The sequence below is a fragment of the Solidesulfovibrio sp. DCME genome (genome assembly GCF_049995385.1).
Lineage (GTDB): Bacteria > Desulfobacterota > Desulfovibrionia > Desulfovibrionales > Desulfovibrionaceae > Solidesulfovibrio.
Genome location: NZ_CP188261.1, coordinates 3297234 through 3315424, shown reverse-complemented (window position 1 = coordinate 3315424; position 18191 = coordinate 3297234). Strand labels below are relative to the sequence as shown.

General features: G+C 67.5%; 19 protein-coding genes. 8 read left to right on the top strand and 11 right to left on the bottom strand.

The genetic code is table 11. The annotated features are described in order from the left end of the window. Window positions 1–16: 16 nt before the first annotated feature. From ACP59X_RS14690 to cutA, 7 genes are all read right to left on the bottom strand, one after another. Window positions 17–820, bottom strand: coding sequence for a sulfite exporter TauE/SafE family protein (locus ACP59X_RS14690; protein ID WP_428559654.1), 804 nt, complete (start codon window positions 818–820; stop codon window positions 17–19). A gap of 304 nt (window positions 821–1124) precedes the next feature. Beyond that, complete coding sequence (locus ACP59X_RS14685; protein ID WP_428559651.1) at window positions 1125–1385, bottom strand: hypothetical protein; 261 nt, start codon at window positions 1383–1385, stop codon at window positions 1125–1127. A gap of 125 nt (window positions 1386–1510) precedes the next feature. Continuing rightward, a complete protein-coding gene (tsaA, locus tag ACP59X_RS14680) occupies window positions 1511–1918 on the bottom strand; it encodes a tRNA (N6-threonylcarbamoyladenosine(37)-N6)-methyltransferase TrmO (protein ID WP_428559649.1) in 408 nt (135 codons plus the stop codon). A 13-nt stretch (window positions 1919–1931) separates the two neighbouring features. Beyond that, complete coding sequence (locus ACP59X_RS14675) at window positions 1932–2795, bottom strand: DMT family transporter (protein WP_428559646.1); 864 nt, start codon at window positions 2793–2795, stop codon at window positions 1932–1934. Window positions 2796–2800: 5 nt separating this feature from the next. Continuing rightward, window positions 2801–3763 (bottom strand): thiamine-phosphate kinase, encoded by a 963-nt coding sequence (gene thiL, locus ACP59X_RS14670; protein WP_428559644.1) that lies wholly within the window; start codon window positions 3761–3763, stop codon window positions 2801–2803. Window positions 3764–4047: 284 nt separating this feature from the next. Continuing rightward, complete coding sequence (locus ACP59X_RS14665) at window positions 4048–4980, bottom strand: carbohydrate kinase family protein (RefSeq protein WP_428559641.1); 933 nt, start codon at window positions 4978–4980, stop codon at window positions 4048–4050. An 18-nt stretch (window positions 4981–4998) separates the two neighbouring features. Beyond that, window positions 4999–5334, bottom strand: coding sequence for a divalent-cation tolerance protein CutA (gene cutA / locus ACP59X_RS14660; RefSeq protein WP_428559639.1), 336 nt, complete (start codon window positions 5332–5334; stop codon window positions 4999–5001). Between the two features lie 131 nt (window positions 5335–5465). Between cutA and ACP59X_RS14655 the strand changes: the two genes are divergently transcribed. From ACP59X_RS14655 to ACP59X_RS14640, 4 genes are all read left to right on the top strand, one after another. Beyond that, on the top strand, window positions 5466–6116 hold the full coding sequence (locus tag ACP59X_RS14655) for an endonuclease III domain-containing protein (RefSeq protein ID WP_428559637.1): 651 nt from the start codon (window positions 5466–5468) through the stop codon (window positions 6114–6116). Between the two features lie 17 nt (window positions 6117–6133). Then, a complete protein-coding gene (locus ACP59X_RS14650) occupies window positions 6134–6949 on the top strand; it encodes a murein hydrolase activator EnvC family protein (RefSeq protein WP_428559635.1) in 816 nt (271 codons plus the stop codon). A 71-nt stretch (window positions 6950–7020) separates the two neighbouring features. Continuing rightward, the gene (locus tag ACP59X_RS14645) at window positions 7021–8304 is read left to right on the top strand and encodes a S41 family peptidase (protein WP_428559632.1); all 1284 of its coding nucleotides are present in this window, start codon (window positions 7021–7023) and stop codon (window positions 8302–8304) included. Between the two features lie 154 nt (window positions 8305–8458). After that, window positions 8459–9469: a divergent polysaccharide deacetylase family protein gene (locus ACP59X_RS14640; RefSeq protein WP_428559629.1), complete on the top strand. Its 1011-nt coding sequence runs from the start codon at window positions 8459–8461 to the stop codon at window positions 9467–9469. 523 nt (window positions 9470–9992) lie between these two features. Here ACP59X_RS14640 and ACP59X_RS14635 read toward each other — a convergent pair. Genes ACP59X_RS14635 through ACP59X_RS14625 form a run of 3 tightly spaced genes read right to left on the bottom strand, consistent with a single transcriptional unit; the run spans window position 9993 to window position 12963 of the window. After that, window positions 9993–10970, bottom strand: coding sequence for an OmpA family protein (locus ACP59X_RS14635; RefSeq protein WP_428559627.1), 978 nt, complete (start codon window positions 10968–10970; stop codon window positions 9993–9995). Next, on the bottom strand, window positions 10970–11761 hold the full coding sequence (locus ACP59X_RS14630; protein ID WP_428559624.1) for a motility protein A: 792 nt from the start codon (window positions 11759–11761) through the stop codon (window positions 10970–10972). The genes ACP59X_RS14635 and ACP59X_RS14630 overlap by 1 nt, the downstream gene beginning before the upstream one ends. Then, a complete protein-coding gene (locus ACP59X_RS14625; RefSeq protein ID WP_428559622.1) occupies window positions 11758–12963 on the bottom strand; it encodes a cyclic nucleotide-binding domain-containing protein in 1206 nt (401 codons plus the stop codon). The genes ACP59X_RS14630 and ACP59X_RS14625 overlap by 4 nt, the downstream gene beginning before the upstream one ends. Before the next feature lie 190 nt (window positions 12964–13153). On the opposite strand from ACP59X_RS14625, the gene ACP59X_RS14620 reads away from it, so the two are divergent. The 4 genes from ACP59X_RS14620 to ACP59X_RS14605 all read left to right on the top strand — a co-directional run bounded on the left by ACP59X_RS14620 (window position 13154) and on the right by ACP59X_RS14605 (window position 16912). After that, window positions 13154–13951, top strand: coding sequence for an iron-sulfur cluster-binding protein (locus ACP59X_RS14620; RefSeq protein ID WP_428559619.1), 798 nt, complete (start codon window positions 13154–13156; stop codon window positions 13949–13951). Next, window positions 13948–14865, top strand: a complete 918-nt coding sequence (locus tag ACP59X_RS14615; protein ID WP_428559617.1) for a dihydroorotate dehydrogenase — start codon at window positions 13948–13950, stop codon at window positions 14863–14865. Before ACP59X_RS14620 ends, ACP59X_RS14615 begins: the two co-directional genes overlap by 4 nt. A gap of 432 nt (window positions 14866–15297) precedes the next feature. Then, window positions 15298–16521, top strand: a complete 1224-nt coding sequence (locus ACP59X_RS14610; protein ID WP_428559615.1) for an ammonium transporter — start codon at window positions 15298–15300, stop codon at window positions 16519–16521. 52 nt (window positions 16522–16573) lie between these two features. Further along, the gene (locus ACP59X_RS14605) at window positions 16574–16912 is read left to right on the top strand and encodes a P-II family nitrogen regulator (RefSeq protein WP_428559613.1); all 339 of its coding nucleotides are present in this window, start codon (window positions 16574–16576) and stop codon (window positions 16910–16912) included. Between the two features lie 206 nt (window positions 16913–17118). Here ACP59X_RS14605 and corA read toward each other — a convergent pair whose 3' ends face one another. Further along, window positions 17119–18186, bottom strand: a complete 1068-nt coding sequence (corA, locus tag ACP59X_RS14600) for a magnesium/cobalt transporter CorA (protein ID WP_428559611.1) — start codon at window positions 18184–18186, stop codon at window positions 17119–17121. Window positions 18187–18191 lie beyond the last annotated feature (5 nt).

Here is an 18191-nt window from a genome sequence, read left to right as displayed (position 1 = left end):
CCTTTTCCCGGCCGGCCTAGAACAACCCGACGAGCATGCGCGTGGCCATGGCCAGCAGAAAAATGGCGAAGACGCGCTTGAGGGTGGCCACGGGCAGCTTGTGGGCCAGCTTGGCCCCGTAGGGCGCGGTGAGGAAGCTGACCCCGGCGATGCCGACCAGGGCCGGCAGGGAGATGTAGCCCAGGGACAGGGAGGGCAGGTTGGGAGTGCCCAGGCCGTTTATGATGTAGCCGATGGAGCCGGCCACGGCGATGGGGAAGCCGATGGCGGCCGAGGTGCCGACGGCGGTGTGCATGGGGATGTTGCACCAGGTCATAAACGGCACGGACAGGGTGCCGCCGCCGATGCCGACCAGGCTCGAGACGGCGCCGATGGTGGCCCCGGCCCCGAACATGCCGGCCTTGCCCGGGAGTTGCCGGCTGGGCTTGGGCTTGATGTTGAGCAGCATTTGCGCCGAGACGTAATAGAGGAAGCAGACGAAAAAGCCCTTGAGAAAGCCGGTGGGAAGCCGGGCGGCCACGCAGGAGCCGGCAAACGTGCCGACCAGGATGCCGGGCGTGATGGTCTTGACGATGGGCCACAGGACCGCGCCGCGACGGTGATGGGCCCGGAAGCTCGATACGGACGTGAAGCAGATGGCGGCCAGGGAGGTGCCCAGGGCCATCTGCATGATGAGTTCCTGGGAAAAGCCCTGGGCGGTGAAAAACCAGTACAGGGCCGGGACGACCACGATGCCGCCACCGACGCCGAGAAGTCCGGCGATGACGCCGGCTGCGGCGCCGAAGGCGAAATAGGCCAGCCAGAAGGTCAGGGAAGGCATGCAACGCTCCTTGCGGGTGGGACTGCGACCGGGGTGTTGCTGTAACGGAAAAGACAGCGAAAGGAAAGGTAGTGGCGACACAGGCCACTGATGGGGCGGCTTGCCCAGGCTTGCGGCAGTGTTGCGGCGCGGGGCGGGGGAAACGTGTTTTGGGTTTGGCCCGCAACTGGCCGCGGCCAGAAAGGAAGGCCGGCGCGACCACCACCGCCGTGCCCTCGAAATCCGCGATCACGGATGACGAGGACACGACGGATCGAAAGCGTCTTTTTACGGAAAAGACGGCCGGGCGTTTCGAGGAGGCAGGCTAGGCGATGCCGTAGCCGCTGATGTGTTTCATGTAATCGTCGACTTCCTTGGCCAGGTGGTCGAAAAGCTTGCCCACGCCCTTGTCGGGTTCGGTGCCGATCTTGTTGAAGATGTTGCCGGCCTTGGCGTAGGCTTCCTCGAAGTGGCTTTCGTCGAGGCCGCACAGTTCCTTGGCCTCTTCCCGGGTCAGGTAGCCGGTGTGAGCGAAATAGGCGCAGACGACGGCGTTGACTTTCTTGACGTGTTCCTTCTTGGACATGCGGGACTCCTTTGCGGGATTCACTGGTCGATTGCCGCCTTGCTAAAGCATTTGCGCGGCTCTAGGCAAGCCTTGGCTTGTAAAAAAATGCACAAATATCGGTTGCGGCCGTGCGCCCGGCGCCCTCAGCCCTTGCCGGCCCGGTCGGCCAGGGGCTTGATGTCGATGACCGGCGTGCCGTCGATGGCCTCCAGGGCGCCCACGGTCAGCACGTCGCCGTCGATGGCCGTCAGGCGCACCTGATGCAGGCCGATGGGGTTGGGCCGGTCCGGCGAGCGGGTGGAAAACACACCCGTCAAGGGACGGCTCATGTCCCGGCGGGGGTGGACTTCCTGGCAGTCCCGGTCGGCCAGGTGGAACCAGGTAAACAGCAGGATTTCCTGGCCGGCTTCCAGGGATTTGGCCGCCGCGCGGTAGGCCGGGTCGAGGAGGATCTGGGCCTGGGGGGCGTTTTCCGTCTCGAAGCGGGGGGCCGTCTTGGGGTCTGTCAGGGGTGAGCGCACGCGCCCGACGATACGAAGCGTCATGTCCATCACGGGGCCTCCTTCAGGATTTTTCCGGCCCGCCGACGACGGAGCCGAGGTAGATGCCGCCAAGGGCCAGGGCCACGCCGGCCAGCTCCACCGGCCCCGTGGCCTTGCCGAAAAAAAGCACGTCCCACAGGTAGGAAAGCGTGGGTTGCAGCAGCAGGATGAGCCCGGCCAGGGCCGGCCGCACCCCGGCCAGCCCCATGGAGATGGCCAGCCAGCCGACGCCCTGGCCCACGACGCCGAGCCCAACCAGGGCCAGGGCGCTTCGGGCCGAGGGCAGGACGAACGAGGCCTCGGCCGAGACGGCGATCGGCACGAGCAGCGCCGCCCCGGCCAGCGACAGCACGGCCATGGCCGCCATGGGCGCCGCCCGGCCGTGGTCGGTCACGGCTTTTTTCAGCGTCATGATAAACAGGGCGTAGAAAACGGACGTGGCCAGGCCGTAGCCCACACCCAGGCGGAATTCGGGGGTCTGGTCGGCAAATCCCCGGCCGACCACGAGGTAGAGCCCGAAAAGGGCGATGGCCATGGCGGCCAGGAAACCCGGGCGCGGGGCGCGCCTGGCGGCCACGGCGGCGGCCACGGTGATGAGGAAGACCTGGAAATTGCCGACCAGGGTGGCCAGGCCCGGGCCTATATGATTGATGCTGGCGTGCCAGCACAGCAGGTCGCACACGAAAAAGACGGCGCAGCCAAGGGCCGGCCAGCGCATGGCCCGCCTGGCCGCGGGCAAGTTGTTGGTGGCGGCGAGCATGGCCAAAAGCGTCAGGCCGCCGATGGCCAGGCGGTAGAAGGCCGAGATCGACGGCGCCACGGCGGCCAGCTTGACGAACACGGCGGAGAAGCTGATGCACGCCGCGCCAAACAGCAGCAAGCCCATGGGGATCAGCCGAAATGGTCGAAGCCGCCCATTTCGAAGGGGGCGCCGTTTACCGTGTAGGCGTTTTTGGCCACGACCTGGCCGATGGCGGCCGCCCCGGGCAGCACGGCCCGCACCTTGGGCCAGCCGGCCGGGGAGACGCACGCAGCCAGGGCGTAGTCCTCGCCGCCGAAGACGGCTTCCTTTTGCGGCTTGCGGCCATGGCCGGCGCAGTGGGCCGTGACTTCCGGGTGGAGCAGGGCCGGCGGCAAAAAGAGGTCCGCCCCGCACCCCGGCGGCAACAGGCGCGGCAGGTCCCGGGCCAGGCCGTCGGAGACGTCCATGCAGGCGCTCACCTCGGGGATGGCGGCCAGGGCCAGCCCGGCCGCGACTTGCGGCACGGGCCGCAGGTGGGCCGCGACCGCCGCCGGGAAATGGGCCGCCGCCCCGCGCCCCTCTTTTTCCAGCACGGCCAGCCCCACCCGGGCCAGGCCGATGGGGCCGACCACGAACACGATATCGCCGGGCGCACCCGCCCCCCGCCGCAAGAAGCGCCCCGACGGGCCGGCCTCGCCCCAGATGGTCAGGCTCAGCCCGAGCTTGGCCCCCCGGCTCAAATCGCCGCCGACCAGCGGCAGGCCGTACTCCCTGGCCAGGGCGGCCATGGCGGCGAGCGCCTCGTCCCAGTACTCCCGGCCGGCGTCGTCGGTGCTTTCCAGGCAGCAGGCGAAACCGGTGGGCCGGGCGCCCATGGCGGCCATGTCGCTCAGGTTGACGGCCAGGGCCTTGTAGCCGACGTCGGCCGGCGTGAAATAGGCGCGCCGGAAATGCACGTCCTCCAGGAACAGGTCGGCGCTGACGCACAGCCTTGCCGGGCAGGCGATGATCGCCGCGTCGTCGCCGCGCGACAACTCGACCCCCCGCGCCTCGCGCGGAAAGTGGCGGTCGATAAGCGCCAGGAAATCGTCCTCGGATCGTAGTCGTGTCATAATAAGCATGGGGGCTCGGGCATGGGGAGTCTTTCCTTTCGCTGCGGGCCGCGTGGCCCGGGGTTCCCTCCCCCCGGACCCCCCACCCTCCCCAAAAACTTTTCAAGGGGGTATCAAGGGATACCTTCAATGGCAGTGAAAACTGACTATCGGTTGATTGTTGTGAAAATGGAAGTGCTTTTAGCAGGGTCCGCACGGCGCCGCCATTTTCAGCCCCACTTTCGAGGGGGTCCGGGGGGCATCATGCCCCCCGGCCGCCGGAGGCATCTTCCTCTTCTTCTTCCTTACAATGCCCCGAACACCGAAGCGTAGCGGGCCAGGAAGTCGTCCCAGGTGAACTGGTGTTCCTGGGTGCCGTGTTTTTCCACGGCGTAGGCGGCCGAGACCGAGCCGAGCTTGGCCGCGTCCGCCGGCGCCTTGCCCATGATCAGCCCCTTGATGAAGCCGGCCCGGTAGGCGTCGCCGGCCCCGGTCGGGTCCTGGACCTCGGCCACGGGGCAGGGGGCGATGTGGGTTTCCGTTTCGCCCTGGCGGATGAGGGAGCCGTTTTCGCCAAGCGTGGTGATGACCACGCCGGCCCGGGCCTTGATCTCGGCCAGGGTCAGCTTGGTGGCGTTCTCGATGAGCTGGAGCTCGTAGTCGTTGGAAATGAGGTAGGTGGCGCCGGTGAGCATCTCGGTGAGCTGTTCGCCGGAAAAGGCGGTGATGTTCTGGCCGGGGTCGACCATGACCGGGATGCCCTTGGCCTTGTAGCGGCGGGGGAAGTCCTGCATGTCCTGGAGGTTGCCGGGGGCGACGATGGCGATGGTGTCGGCCGGGTCGGTGTCGTCCACGGGGTAGTCGGCGGTGTGCTTCATGGCCCCGGGGTTGAAGCCGGTGATCTGGTTGTCGGAGCGGTCGGTGGTGATGTAGGCTCCGGCGGTGAATTCGCCGCCGATGCGGCGGATGCCCTGGAGGGAGAGGCCGCAGTGGCGCAGCCAGGCCTCGTAGGCGGCGAAGTCCTTGCCGGCCGAGGCCACGATGGTCGGGTCTTCGCCCAGAAGCTTCAGGCAATAGGCGATGTTGCCGGCCGTGCCGCCGAATTTTTCCTCGAGTCCCTCCACCAGGAAGCAGACATTCAAAATATGGATTTTTTCCGGCAGGATATGATCGGCGAAGCTGCCGGGAAAGCTCATGATGCGGTCGTAGGCCAGGGAGCCGGACACGAGAATGCGCATGGGCGGGTCTCCTTCGGATTAGGCTTGGGCTGGGGCGCGGGAGGCGGTTTCGTCCTCGATCCAGCGCAGGAAGGCGGGGTTGCCGCCGGTTATGGGCAGGGTCACCACGCAGGGGACATCGTAGGTGTGCAGGTCCTTGACCCGGGCGGCGAGCGCCGCGGCCAGCGCCTCGCGGGTCTTGGCGATGAGCACCGTTTCCGTGGCCGTTTCCACCGCGCCCTGCCAGTGGTAGATGGAGCGCATGCCCGGCAGGATATTGACGCAGGCGGCCAGGCGTTCCGTGACCAGGGCCCGGCCGATCTGTTCGGCCTGTTCGGGCGAGGCGGCGGTAATGTAGACGAAAACGGCGGACATGGTTTCCTCCGGGTGGTGGGGGCATTGACCGACGGCAAGGCCTTACACGACGGCCGGGATTTTGCAAAGGCACTGGCGACGGCCGGGCGTGGCCGCGCAAACGGACGGGGCGGGGAGGCCGCGAGGGCGAGATGAAACGGCGGGACCTTTTTTTGCGGATGCACGCCGCCATGGCCGAAGCCCTGGGGCCAAGCGGCTGGTGGCCGGCGGACACCCCTTTTGAAATGGCCGTGGGCGCCGTGTTGGCCCAGAACACCAACTGGGCCAATGCCAGCCGGGCCGTGGCCAACCTCAAGGCCAGCGGCGCGTTTTCGGCCGCGGGGCTTCGCGCCTTGCCGGTGGCGGCCCTGGAGGAATTGTGCCGGCCGGCCGGGCATTTCCGGGTCAAGGCGGCCCGGCTGCGCAACCTGCTTGCCTTTGTCGTCGACAGCCTGGGCGGGGAGATCGAAACGCTCGGGCAGTGGGACATGGCGGCCGCCCGGGAAGGGCTGTTGGCCGTTCGCGGTGTCGGGCCGGAAACGGCGGACAGTATTTTGCTCTACGGCCTGGGCTTTGCCAGCTTCGTGGTTGACGCCTACACGGCGCGCATCTGCTCGCGCCACGGGCTCGCCCCGGAAGAGGCCGGCTACGACGAACTGCGGGAGCTTTTCATGGATGCCCTGCCGGCCGAGGTGCCGCTTTATAACGAACTCCACGCCCAGTTCGTGCGCGTGGGCAACGCCTGGTGCCGGCCGCGCGGCCCGAAATGCCGGGGCTGCCCGCTTGAGGGGTTCTTGCCGTGAGGCGGGGCCGGGCGCTGGTGGCGTTTTTCCTCGCGGCGGCCTTGTGCCAGGCGGCGCTTCCAGCCGCAAGCCGCCTGGCCGTGGCGGCCAAACGGCCCGAGGCCAGGGCGGCCGGGATGCGCGAGGCCGACCGCAGCCGGCTGTCGACCTTGCTCGCCTCGTTGTGGATGCGCCTGGCCGGAGGCGACGGCGGCACGGAACGCGACTGGGCCGAGGGCGACCGGCGGCGGACCTGGACGCGCCGGTTGCTGGAAGCCCTGGCCGGCCCGGGCGAAGGGGCGGACGCGGCAGCCAGGGCTGGGGGAAATACGCCCGAGCCCCGGCGCGATGCCGCGCGTTCGCCCCGTGAGCCCGGCCGGGAGGTGGCCAGTCGGGAGGTGCGAGGCCTCCGGCCGGTCCCGTTGACGGTTCCCGAGGGCGAGGCCGACCTGGAACCGAAGGAATTCGTGGCCCCAACCGGCGGCCTGGCCTGGCCGTCGCCCGGGCGGCTGGCGGCGGGCTTTGCCCCGTCGGCCAACCCGCCGCGCCAGGGGGTGGTCCTGGCCGTGGCCGAGGGCTCGCCGGTGGTTGCGGCGGCCGACGGCCAGGTGGTCTTCACCGGCGCCTTGCGGGGCCTGGGGCGCATCGTTATCCTGGACCACGGCACGCGCCGCCACACGGTCTATGGCTGCCTGGGCCAGGTGGGCGTTGGCGAGGGCGACCTGGTCGCCCGGGGCGAGGTGCTTGGCCGGGCGGGCTTTTGCGGGCCGGCCAAGGCCAACGGAGTCTATTTCGAATTGCGTTTTCGGGAAAAAGCTCTTAATCCGGCGGAGTGGCTCGCCGCGAGGCGATAGGGCGATTGACGACCGTTGGGACGCCGCCTTGCGCGATTGGGCGCGGGTGTCGCGTGCCGTGGAGGAAATGTATGCGTCGTTTGACCAAGGTGTCCTTTTTCCTGATCCTTTCCCTGGCTCTTGGCTCCGTCGCCCTGGCCGCGAAAAACGACGAGGACCGCTTCGCGCCGCTCAAGCGCTTCAGCCAGGTCATGGACCTGGTGGAGAACCACTACGTCAAGCCCGTCACCCGCAACGAACTCATCGACGGGGCCATCGTCGGCATGCTCCAGCAGCTCGACCCGCATTCGAGCTTTCTGTCCAAGGACGAATTCAAGGAGATGCAGGTCAGCACCTCCGGTGAATTCGGCGGCATCGGCATCGAAATCAGCATGGAAAACGGCCGGCTCACGGTCATTTCCCCCATCGACGACACCCCGGCCGACAAGGCCGGCATCAAGGCCGGCGACGTGATCCTGGAAATCGAGGGCGAGTCCACCCAGGACATGACCCTGGTCGACGCCGTGCAGAAAATCCGCGGCCCCAAGGGCAAGCCCGTCTCCCTGACGCTGATTCACAAGGACCAGCAAAAGCCCTTCAAGGTCAAGGTGGTGCGCGACACCATCCCGATCATCAGCGTCAAAAGCAACGAGGTGGAGCCCGGTTTCCTCTACGTGCGCCTCACCCGTTTCAATGAAAACACCACCGCCGAGCTCAAGCAGGCCCTTTCCGACTACCAGAAGGGCGGCAAGACCCTCAAAGGCGTGATCCTCGACCTGCGCAACAACCCCGGCGGCCTGCTCGAACAGGCGGTCAACGTCTCCGACGTCTTTCTGCCCTCGGGCCAGATCGTGTCCATCAAGGGCAAAAACGCCGACCAGGAAAAAGTCTTCTCGGCCAAGGGCGACGGCTCGGACGTGTCCGTGCCGCTGGTGGTGCTCATCAACGCCGGCTCGGCCTCGGCCTCGGAAATCGTGGCCGGGGCGCTCAAGGACCACAAGCGGGCCCTGCTCGTGGGTGAAAAGACCTTCGGCAAGGGGTCGGTCCAGACCGTCATCCCGCTGTCCGACGGCTCGGGCATCAAGCTGACCACGGCCCTGTACTACACGCCCAACGGCCGTTCCATCCAGGCCGAGGGCATCGAGCCCGATTTCCAGGTGCCCCTGCAGGACACCGAGTCCGACCGCGACAAGCTCTCGGCCAACCACCAGTTCCGGGAACGCGACCTGTCCCGCCACCTGGAGAACAAGAAAAAGAAGGCCGAATCGTCCGACGATCCCAAGCAGAAGCTGCTCGACCAGCTGGCCCGGGACAATCAGCTCAAGCTCGCCCTGGAATTGGTGAAGTATTTCCCCATCAAAACCTACACCCCCTAAGTCGCGAAAGCCGAAGTCGGCCCCGCAGCAACCCGCCAAGGGGCCGGGTAAATCTTCGGCGCGCGCCAAGGGCGGGGGCAAACGCCATATCGTTGTCCCCGGCAGGCCCTACGTCGCGGTTCTCGCCGGGCTGGCCCTGGTCGTCAGCCTGGCCGTGCTCGCGGTGGTGCTCTTTCGTCCCTTTCCGCCGCTTTGGGGCGGCAAGGGCCAGGCGACAGCCAAGGCCGGCGAGATCCGCCGGCCGGCTACCGGCCCGGCCAAGGGCGACGCCCCGTCCGCACGGCCCCAGACGCCGGCGGCCGGGGCGTCGAAACAGGCCGACCTGCCCTTCGAGGAACACCTGGCCGGCCGGGAGTCGGCGCCGCCGCCGGCCACGCCCGTTTCGGAAATGCGGGCCCTGGTCCAGCCGCCGGCAACCCTCCCCGGGGGAAACGGCGGGGCGGCGGCCGACCCCCGGCTGTCCGGGCCCGTCGACCCCGTGCCCAACGACGTCGGCAAAGGGCCGCGCATGGTCGTGGTCATCGACGACATCGGCGACAATCCGGCCATGGCCACCAACCTCATGGAACTGCCCATCCCGGTGACCCTGGCCATCCTGCCCCATCGGCCGCGTACCCGGGCCGTGGCCGCCCAGGCGGCGGCGCGCGGCATCGAGGTCATCCTGCACCAGCCCATGCAGCCCGGCTCCTACCCCAGGGTCAACCCCGGCCCGGGCGCCGTATTCACCGACATGGACACGGCCCGCATCCAGGCTACCCTGTCCGAAAACCTCGACGAGCTGCCGCAAGCCATCGGCATCAACAACCACATGGGCTCGGAATTCACCAGCAGCGCCCCCGGCATGGCGGCGGTCATGCCGGTGCTCAAAGCCCGGGGGCTTTTCTTCATGGATTCGGTGACCTCGGCCGTCTCGGCCGCGCCCGAGGCGGCGCGCCACGCCGGGGTGCCGTTCTACCGCCGGGCCGTCTTCCTGGACAACGTCCGCAATACCCGCACCATCCTCGGGCAGCTCAAGACCGCCGAACGCCACGCCATAAAGCACGGCCGGGCCATCGCCATCGGCCACCCCTACACCGAGACCCTCGAAGCCTTGAAACTCTGGGCCAAGGAACGCGATCCCAGGATCAGCCTGGTGACGCTGCGGACGTTGGGGCCGGAGTTTTAAGGGGAGAGCGAAGGGACGGCAAAGGGAAGGCGAAGGGGAGGCGAAGAGGAAGATGCCTCCGGCGGCCAGGAGGGGATGATCCCCTCCTGGACCTCCCCGACGGGGCGGATGGAGGCGTGGTCGGGAACGGTGGGCGGCGGGGCGTCGGTCGTTGTGGTCGCGGAAATGGCCAGGCCGATGCAGGCCGCAAAGCCGGCCAGCTCGGCCTGGCCATTTCCGCGACCACGGGCGCCAGCGGCGAAGCGCCGCATTTCAGGAAAAGGTTTCCAAAGCAATAATTCCATAACCTCGCCCCGAAGGGGCGACGGCCCTGCGAGGCCGGAATTGCGCCTTTCGAGCCAGGAGCGCAGCGACGGCATCGAAAGGCGCAATTCCGGCCTCGCCGACGGACAACCGCCCGCCAACCACGCCTCCACCCGCTTTCCGCCAGCCTCCCCCGTCGAGGGGGTCCGGGGGGCATCATGCCCCCCGGTGGGGTCCAGGGGCAAAGCCCCTGGCCGCCGGAGGCATCTTTTTCCCCCGCCTACGGGCTGACCAGGATCACCACCCGCCTATTCTTGGCCTGGTTTTCCGGGATGGGCCGACCGGTGGGGTCGGTGTTGGGGGCGAGGGGCAGGGTATCGGCCAGCCCTTCCACGCGCAGGTGGTCGCGCGGCACGCCGTGGTCGATGAGGAAGCGCGCCACCCGGCTGGCCCGGGCCGAGGACAGTTCCCAGTTGGACGGGTAGAGCCAGGATTCCATGGGCAGGTTGTCGGTGTGGCCTTCCACGGTCACCTTGTAGGGCGTACCGGCCAGGGTCGTGGCGATGTCGCGCAAAAGCGGCAGCCCGCCGGGCTTGATATCGGCGCTGGCCAGGTCGAAGAAGGCCGCGCCGCGCAAATTGAGTTCCACGCCGTTTTCCCGGGGCACGATCTCCACCGCCCCGGATTTGATGTCGAGCTTGCCGGCCAGTTCCTTGCGGATGTCGTCCAGGCTTTTTTTGGTCGGGCCGGTGCGTTCGGCATCGGGCTTGGTGTCCGTGGCCTTGGCTTCGGTTAGCGGGGCGGGTTTGGCCTCCGGGGCATGCGGCTTTTCCCCCGACGCGGCCGTGGCGGCCGGCGCAGGCTGCTCCTTGGGCTTTTCCGCCTCCAGTGGGGGCGATTCGCTTTTGAGGGTCGTGTGATCGACCTTGGCCCGCACGCTGGGCGGTTCGGGCGTTGGGGCGGGAGCCGGCGCGGGTTTGGGCGGGCTGGTCCGTTCGGTGACGGGCGGCATTTTGACCGGTTGCTGCTTGGGTGCCGGCTTGTCCGTGACCATGGCTTTTTGCATGGAATCGGCCACCCGCTCGTAGCGGCCCAGGTCCACGTGGGACACGGCCACGATGAGCAGGAAAAAGCACAGCAAAAGCGTCATCATGTCGGCCATGGAGATGGGCCAGAGGTCCTCTTCGTCGTGGCGCTGCTTGCGCAGGTCGGAGAGGTTGAGCGTCGAGGCGCCGGGCTTGCGCCGGGTGGGGACCATCAGCCGGCCGCCTCGCCGTCGCGTGGGCCGATGGAGGCCCAGCGCCGGGTGGGCAGGTAGGCCTTGAGCTTGTCGAGCACGATGGCGGCCGGGGTCTTGTCCTTGATAAAAAGCGTACCGTCGCGGATGACGCACATGAGCACCACCCGTTCCTCGATGAGCTTTTCCACCTTGATGGCGATGGGCAGGAAAATGAGGTTGGCGAGCAGGATGCCGTAGAGGGTGGTGGTGAGCGCCACGGCCATGTGGGCGCCGAGGTTGCCCAGGCCCACGCTCATGGACTGCATCATGCCGATAAGCCCGATGAGCGTGCCGATGAGCCCGTAGGCCGGGGAGAGCTTGGCCATGGTGCGGTAGATGCCGGCCGAGGACAGTTCCTGCTGGTAGGTCTGCTCGATGCGGGTGTCGAGGATCTCCTGGATTTCCTCGCGCGAGTAGCCGTCCACCAGCATCTGGATGGCGCTTTGCATAAATTCATTCTCGATGCCGGGCAGGGCCGTCTCCAGGTGGATCTTGCCCCGGGTCGAGGCCTGGCGGGCGATGGAGACGATCTCCTCAATGTAGTTGTCCGTGGGCAGTTCCTCGCGCCTAAGCGCCACCAGGAAGGTGTTGAAGACGCGGGTGACTTCCTTGAGCGGAAAACAGATGAAGGTCGAGGCCAGCGTCCCGCCCAGCACGATGGCCAGCCCCGGGATGTTGATGAACACGCCGGCGCTGTCCGTGGAGAAGTAGGTGGCGCAGGAGAGGATGGCGATGCCGAAGACGATGCCGATGACGGTGGCGATGTTCACGTGGCCAGTCCCTTGATGGCTTTGATGCGGTCGAGCAGATCTTTTTCCACATCCGCGACCTCGTCCTCGTCGGGCTCGCCCATGGACGCGGCTTCCTCGCGGACCACGGCGGCGATTTTCTTCGAGAGGTTGCGCAGGATTTTTTCCCGGGCCGCCTCGCCGCAGGCGGCCAGGGCCACGGCCACCTTGCGAAAGCCCAGGGCCGAGAAGGCCTCTTGCAGGGTGGCGTTGTCGACGCCGGAGATGTCGTCCAGGCGCTCCAGGTCGGCGGCGGTCAGGCGCGGCCGGCGGGCCTGCTTGAAAAAGTCCCGGCCCATGCGCTCGACGAAGGCCTGCGTCTTGGCCTTGTGGAAAAAAAACAGCTCCTCGGGGATCTCCCGGTAGCCGATCTTCTTGTACAGGATGTCCGGCGAGGCCTCGGCGGTCCGGGCGAAGTCGGCGAGGTCGAAAAATTCCAGGTCCACGGCGAAATCCGGGTTGTCCCGGTATTCGGCGGCCACGGTCTTGGCCACGCCCAGGAAGTGGTCCACGTCGGGCAGGCGCAGGACCCGGTCGCGCACGAAGGCCGTGCCGGGCTTTTTGTGGCCAAGCAACGGGTCGGTGCGCGTAAACGCGCCCTTGATCTCGGTGAGTGTGACCAGGCGCAGTTTCTTGAGGCGCTCGAAGACCGCGTCGATCTCGATTTGGCTCACCAGCAAAACGTCCTTGAGCGTGCGCGACAGCTCGGCATAGCTGAGGTTCTGGGTTTCGCCGCGCACGGTCGCCTGCCAGCAAAGCGCCGTCATGCGGCACACCGACCAGAAGACGTTGCCCGAGGGCCGGTCGGTGATCTGGCCGGACAGGGCCTTGACCCGCTCGACAAGGTAGCCGGTGAGCAGCTGCACTGGCCGGGGGCTTTTGAGCAGCATCGTGCGCACAAGCCGCTGGTCGCACACCACGGCCTCGGTATATTCCAGGGCCTCGGCGCAACTGGCCCGCGCCTCGGCGGCGATGACGCCCATCTCGCCGACCATCTCGCCCGGGCCGCGCTCGCCCAGGCCCAGCCGCTTGTTGTTGACCACCCGGTAGATGGCCACCCGGCCCTTTTTAATGATATAGGCCACGTCGCTGACCTGGCCTTCACGGAACAGCAGGGCGCCCTTGTGGAAGGTCTTGAGCGGGGAGTCGCGTTCGTCGTCGTCGCGGTCGATGTCTTGGCCCATGCGGTTCCTCGTGGGGCGCCCGGGGGCGTGTCCGGGCGGCGGGTGTCGTGCCTGCCCACACTACGGACAAGGTCGCCCGAGTTCAAGGACCCCGTTGGCCGGCCTGGAACCGCCGCCGGGGCTGGGCGGCCGTTTTACAAGCCGGGGCAAAGGCGCTACAAGGCCGCAACCCTTTTTTGCGAGGTGACGCTTGGCTCAAAGCGGCGCATGCCGCGACGTCCGCCTTCTGTCCGTGGCTCCGGTCGGACCCGAGGGGGCGGCGTACGGCTGCTATCTGTTGGAATTGGAAAATCCCGGCTTCGGCCCGGCCGTGGCCGGCCAGTTCGTCATGGTCCGGCCGTTGCGGTTCGGGCAAAACCCGGTCTGGCCGCGCCCCTTTTCCCTCTGCCGGCTGACGCAGGACAGGCTGACGCTGTTCGTCCAGGCCTGCGGCCGGGGGACGGACATCCTGTGCGCCTTGTCCGCCGGCGACGTCGTCACGGTCTGGGGGCCGCTGGGCCAGGGCTTCGCCCTGGAGCCGGAACTGCCCACGTTGCTGCTGGCCGGCGGGGTGGGCCTGGCCCCCTTCGTGGAATACGCGGCCACCCATCCGGCCCCGTCCGGGCTGACCCTGCTGTTCGGCCACCGCCAGCCCCTGTCCTGCTATCCCTTCGCCGAGATGGCGGCGTGCATCGGCCGGGCCGAGGCCTTCGAGGAACGCACGCCGGACGACCTGCCGGCCTTTATCGAACGCCTGGACGCGGCCATCGCCGGCCAGGCCGACGGGCTGGTCCTGGCCTGCGGGCCGCGCCCCTTCCTGCTCACCGTGGCCAGGCTGGCCCGCAAATACAGCGCCCGGGCGCAGGTGTCGCTGGAAAACCGCATGGCCTGCGGCGTGGGCGGGTGCCTTGGGTGCGTCGAGAAAAACGCCCTGGGCGCCTATGTCCAGACCTGCACCGAGGGGCCGGTCTTCTGGGTCGAGGAACTGGCCCTGGCGGAGGAGGCATGAGCGTGGACACTGCCGTGCGCCTGGCCGGGCTGGCGCTCAAAAACCCGGTCCTCACCGCCTCGGGCACCTTCGGCTACGGCCTGGAATTCGCCCCCTACGGCGATTTGCGCAACCTCGGCGGCATCGTGGTCAAGGGGCTCTCGCTCAAACCCCGGCTGGGCAACCCCATGCCGCGCATCGCCGAGACGCCCTGCGGCATGCTCAACGCCATCGGCCTGCAAAACTGCGGCGTGGCCACCTTCCTTCGCGACAAGCTGCCGCGCCTGCCCCACGACGCAACGCCCATCGTGGCCAACCTCTACGCCTGCGACGCCGACGAATTCGCCGAACTGGCCGGGGTGCTGGCCGCCGCCCCGGGCGTGGCCGCCCTCGAGGTTAACATCTCCTGCCCCAACGTGAAAGCCGGCGGCATCGCCTTCGGCCAGGACCCGGCCATGGCCGGCCGGCTGACCGAGGCCGTCAAGAAGCGGGCCGGCGACACGCCCGTGTGGGTCAAGCTCTCGCCCAACGTCACGGACATCGTGGCCATCGCCCGGGCGGCGGTGCTCGGCGGCGCCGACGCCCTGACCTGCATCAATACGCTCACCGGCATGGCCGTGGACATCCGCTCGCGCAAACCCCGCCTGGCCAATGTCATCGGCGGCCTGTCCGGCCCGGCCATCAAGCCCGTGGCCCTGCGCTGCGTCTGGCAGGTCTGCCAGGCCGTCTCGGCCCCGGTCATTGCCGTGGGCGGCATCAGTTCGGCCGAGGACGTGCTGGAATTCATCCTGGTCGGGGCGCACGCCGTGCAGATCGGCACGGCCAACTTCATGCGCCCGGACATGGCCTTTCACATAGCCGCGCGCCTGCCGGAACTCATGGCCGAATTGGGTATCGAAAGCCTCGACGCCTATCGGGGAACGCTTTCCCGGTAGAGGGCCGCGCCCGGATCGACGGTTTCGCAAGATCACGGCATTTTCACGCCGGGGCAGGGTACGACCGTCCTGCCCCGGTTTTTGCATTTTTGGATATCGGCTTCTGTTTTTCCGAGGTTTGCGGCTTTTCGAGGCCCGGAATCCCTCCCCTCGGACCGGGTTTTGCCGTTCGCCCGCGTTCGCCGGCCACGTCGACCTTTTTGGTCAAGTCCGCGTCGTCTTTTGATTACATATTTGAAATATTAGTGACGCGCTTCCGGTTTCCTTCGCCACGTATCCCTCCGCGCGACTGGCCGGCTTGGTGGCCCGAGCCGCGACAGGCCCGGTCTGCCGGGACAGGGTCGAGAAAAGAGCGGCGCATTTGACAATTCGGGCATTTGCCCCAAGCCTGCCGCCATGCTAGTGGCCGGCCAAACTTTTTTGGGGGGCGAGATGCTACAAAACGGCGACACGGCCTTTGTCTTGATCAGCGCGGCCCTGGTGCTGCTCATGATCCCGGGACTGGCCCTTTTCTACGGCGGCATGGTACGCAAGAAAAATGTGCTCGGCACCATCATGCAAAGCTTCATCCTCATTTCCCTGGTCACCTTCGAGTGGGTCTACCTCGGCTACTCCCTGTCCTTCGGGCCGGACGTCAAGGGGCTCATCGGCTCCCTGGCCTGGGCCGGGCTTTCCGGCGTGGGCGCGGCCCCCAACCCGGACTACGCCGGCACCATCCCCCATATCGCCTTCGCCATGTTCCAGTGCATGTTCGCGGCCATCACCCCGGCGCTGATCACCGGGGCCGTGGCCGAGCGCCTGCGCTTCGGGCCGTTCCTGGTCTTTTCCCTGGCCTGGACCATCCTCGTCTACAATCCGGTCTGCCATTGGGTCTGGGGCAACGGCGGGTGGCTTAAGGAACTGGGCGTGCTGGACTTCGCCGGCGGCATCGTCGTGCACCTGACCTGCGGCGCGGCCGCCTTGGCCGCCGTCCTGGCCACCGGGCCGCGCAAGGACCACGGCCGCCATCAGATCGTGCCCCACAACCTGCCCATGACGCTTCTGGGCACGGGCCTGTTGTGGTTCGGCTGGTTCGGCTTCAACGCCGGCAGCGCCCTGGCCGCCGACGGCGTGGCCGCCGGGGCCTTCGCCGCCACCCACCTCGGCGGCATGGCCGGCATGGCCACCTGGTGCGGCATCGAATGGTGGCATCGCGGCAAGCCCACGACCCTTGGCGCCGCTTCCGGGGCCGTGGCCGGCCTGGCCACCATCACCCCGGGCGCCGGTTTCGTCTCGCCGGGCTGGGCCGTGGCCATCGGCATGCTGGCCGGGCTTGTCTGCTACGGCGCGGTGCTGTGCAAGGCCCGGATGCGCTTCGACGACAGCCTGGACGTGGTCGGCATCCACGGTGTAGGCGGGGTGCTCGGCACGCTGCTGGTGGGCATTGCCGCCAGCAAGTTGGTCAACCCGGCCGGGGCCGACGGATGGGCCAGCGGCAATGCCGCCCAGTTCGGCGTTCAGGCCTTGGCCGTGGTCGTGGTGGGGCTTTTCGCCTTCGTGGTCAGCTGGCTGCTCCTGGTCGCCATCCGCGCCGCCATGGGCCTGCGCCTGGCGCCCCAGGCCGAGACCATCGGCCTCGACCTTTCGGAGCACACCGAAGCCGCCTACGGCGAGTAGCGGCAACCTTTGCTCCGGTACCGGTCCATACGACCGGGACCGGTGGAGGCGTATGAAACGCATCGAGGCCGTGATCCGGCCGTCCAAACTGGCCGAGGTCGCGGACACGCTGGCCGATTGCGGCATTTCGGGCCTGACCGTGGAGGAGGCCCGGGGATTTGGCCGCCAGCGGGGACACGTCGAGGTCTTCCGGGGCGCGGAGTACGCCGTGGATTTCGTGCCGAAAGTCAAGGTCACGCTGGTGGTGGAGGACGGGCAAGTGCGGGAAGTCGTGGCGGCCATCCGCGCCGCCGCCCATACCGGCGAGGTGGGCGACGGCAAGATCTTCGTCCTGTACCTGGGCGAGGCCGTGCGCATCCGCACCGGCGAAACCGGCGGCCGGGCTCTTTAGAGAGGGGAAGGGAGGAACGCTTTCGGGCGGCCGGGAGGGGCGTGGCCCCTTCCGGACCTCCTTGTCCGGCGAGACTGCCCCCTGCCCATACCGGCGGGAGGCGGCTCGGGCATGATCCCTTCCGGCCCTCCGCGTCCGGCCTTTTCGCCAAGGCCTCCGGCTGCGGCCACCTTTTCAGGCCAGCCCAGGCCGGCCCGCCGACCGGGCTACAGCCACTTCTTCTTGCGAAACCAGGCCAGCATGCCGATGGACAAGGCCAGCATGAAGGCCAGGATGATGTAGTAGCCGTAGCGCCATTTGAGCTCGGGCATGTTCTCGAAATTCATGCCGTAGAGGCTGGTGATGAAGGTCAGCGGCAAAAAAATCGTGCCGATGACCGTCAGCACCTTCATCACCATGTTCATGCGCATGTCGGCCACGGACGAGTAGACGTCGATCATGCTGGTGGCGATCTGGTTGAGGGTGTCCACCGTTTCCACCACCGTTTTCACGTGGTCCACGATCTCGCGCAGGTAGGATTTGGCGTAGTCGCTGACCTTTTTCGAGTGCTTCTTGTGCGACAGCGCCTGCAGCACCTCGCGCAGCGGCCAGATGTAGCGGCGCAGATAGGCCGTCTCGCGCTTGAGGTTGTAGAATTCCGACAAGGTTTCCTCGGTCTGGGCTTCGAAGAGCAGCTCCTCGAGCATCTCGGCCTTGTCGCCGAGCTTGCCGAGCGTGATCATGTAGCGGTCGACGATGACGTCGAGCAGGGCGAGCATGAGGTAGTGCGGGTCGGACTTGCCCAGGTGGCGGCCCTTGCGCAGCCGCTCCAGGTAGCTGTCCCAGATATTGGCGGCGTTTTCCTGGAAGGTGACTACGGCCGCGCCGTCCATGGCCAGGCTGACCTGTTCGGCCGTCGGCGTCTCCTGGGCCCGGTCCATGTCGATGATTTTGAGGACCATGAACATGGCGTCGCCGAATTCCTCGTACTTGGGCCGCTGGGTGGTGTCGGCGATGTCCTCCATGAGGGTGGAGGGCATTTCGATGGCTTCGCCCACGGACTTGATGACCGCGATGTCGTGGACGCCGACCACCCGCACCCAGACCACCCGGTCGTCGGCCGGCGGCGGGATGAGCGGGTGCTGGCCGTTTTCGTAGCGTGTCTCGGCGAAGGTGCCGTCGCCGTAGACGATGACGCTGACGTAGGGGGAAAAGGCCTTGGCCGGGCCGACATAGGAGACGGTGCCGAATTCCTGGTTGGCTTTGACCTGTTGGGGTCGCATGTGCCTGAGCATGAGGG

Bases quoted from the DNA above. Each gene is read 5' to 3' on its own strand.
- ACP59X_RS14690 (WP_428559654.1), bottom strand. From the start codon at position 820: ATGCCTTCCCTGACCTTCTGGCTGGCCTATTTCGCCTTCGGCGCCGCA.
- ACP59X_RS14685 (WP_428559651.1), bottom strand. From the start codon at position 1,385: ATGTCCAAGAAGGAACACGTCAAGAAAGTCAACGCCGTCGTCTGCGCC.
- tsaA (WP_428559649.1), bottom strand. From the start codon at position 1,918: ATGGACATGACGCTTCGTATCGTCGGGCGCGTGCGCTCACCCCTGACA.
- ACP59X_RS14675 (WP_428559646.1), bottom strand. From the start codon at position 2,795: ATGGGCTTGCTGCTGTTTGGCGCGGCGTGCATCAGCTTCTCCGCCGTG.
- thiL (WP_428559644.1), bottom strand. From the start codon at position 3,763: ATGACACGACTACGATCCGAGGACGATTTCCTGGCGCTTATCGACCGC.
- ACP59X_RS14665 (WP_428559641.1), bottom strand. From the start codon at position 4,980: ATGCGCATTCTCGTGTCCGGCTCCCTGGCCTACGACCGCATCATGAGC.
- cutA (WP_428559639.1), bottom strand. From the start codon at position 5,334: ATGTCCGCCGTTTTCGTCTACATTACCGCCGCCTCGCCCGAACAGGCC.
- ACP59X_RS14655 (WP_428559637.1), top strand. From the start codon at position 5,466: ATGAAACGGCGGGACCTTTTTTTGCGGATGCACGCCGCCATGGCCGAA.
- ACP59X_RS14645 (WP_428559632.1), top strand. From the start codon at position 7,021: ATGCGTCGTTTGACCAAGGTGTCCTTTTTCCTGATCCTTTCCCTGGCT.
- ACP59X_RS14635 (WP_428559627.1), bottom strand. From the start codon at position 10,970: ATGGTCCCCACCCGGCGCAAGCCCGGCGCCTCGACGCTCAACCTCTCC.
- ACP59X_RS14625 (WP_428559622.1), bottom strand. From the start codon at position 12,963: ATGGGCCAAGACATCGACCGCGACGACGACGAACGCGACTCCCCGCTC.
- ACP59X_RS14615 (WP_428559617.1), top strand. From the start codon at position 13,948: ATGAGCGTGGACACTGCCGTGCGCCTGGCCGGGCTGGCGCTCAAAAAC.
- ACP59X_RS14610 (WP_428559615.1), top strand. From the start codon at position 15,298: ATGCTACAAAACGGCGACACGGCCTTTGTCTTGATCAGCGCGGCCCTG.
- ACP59X_RS14605 (WP_428559613.1), top strand. From the start codon at position 16,574: ATGAAACGCATCGAGGCCGTGATCCGGCCGTCCAAACTGGCCGAGGTC.
- corA (WP_428559611.1), bottom strand. From the start codon at position 18,186: ATGCTCAGGCACATGCGACCCCAACAGGTCAAAGCCAACCAGGAATTC.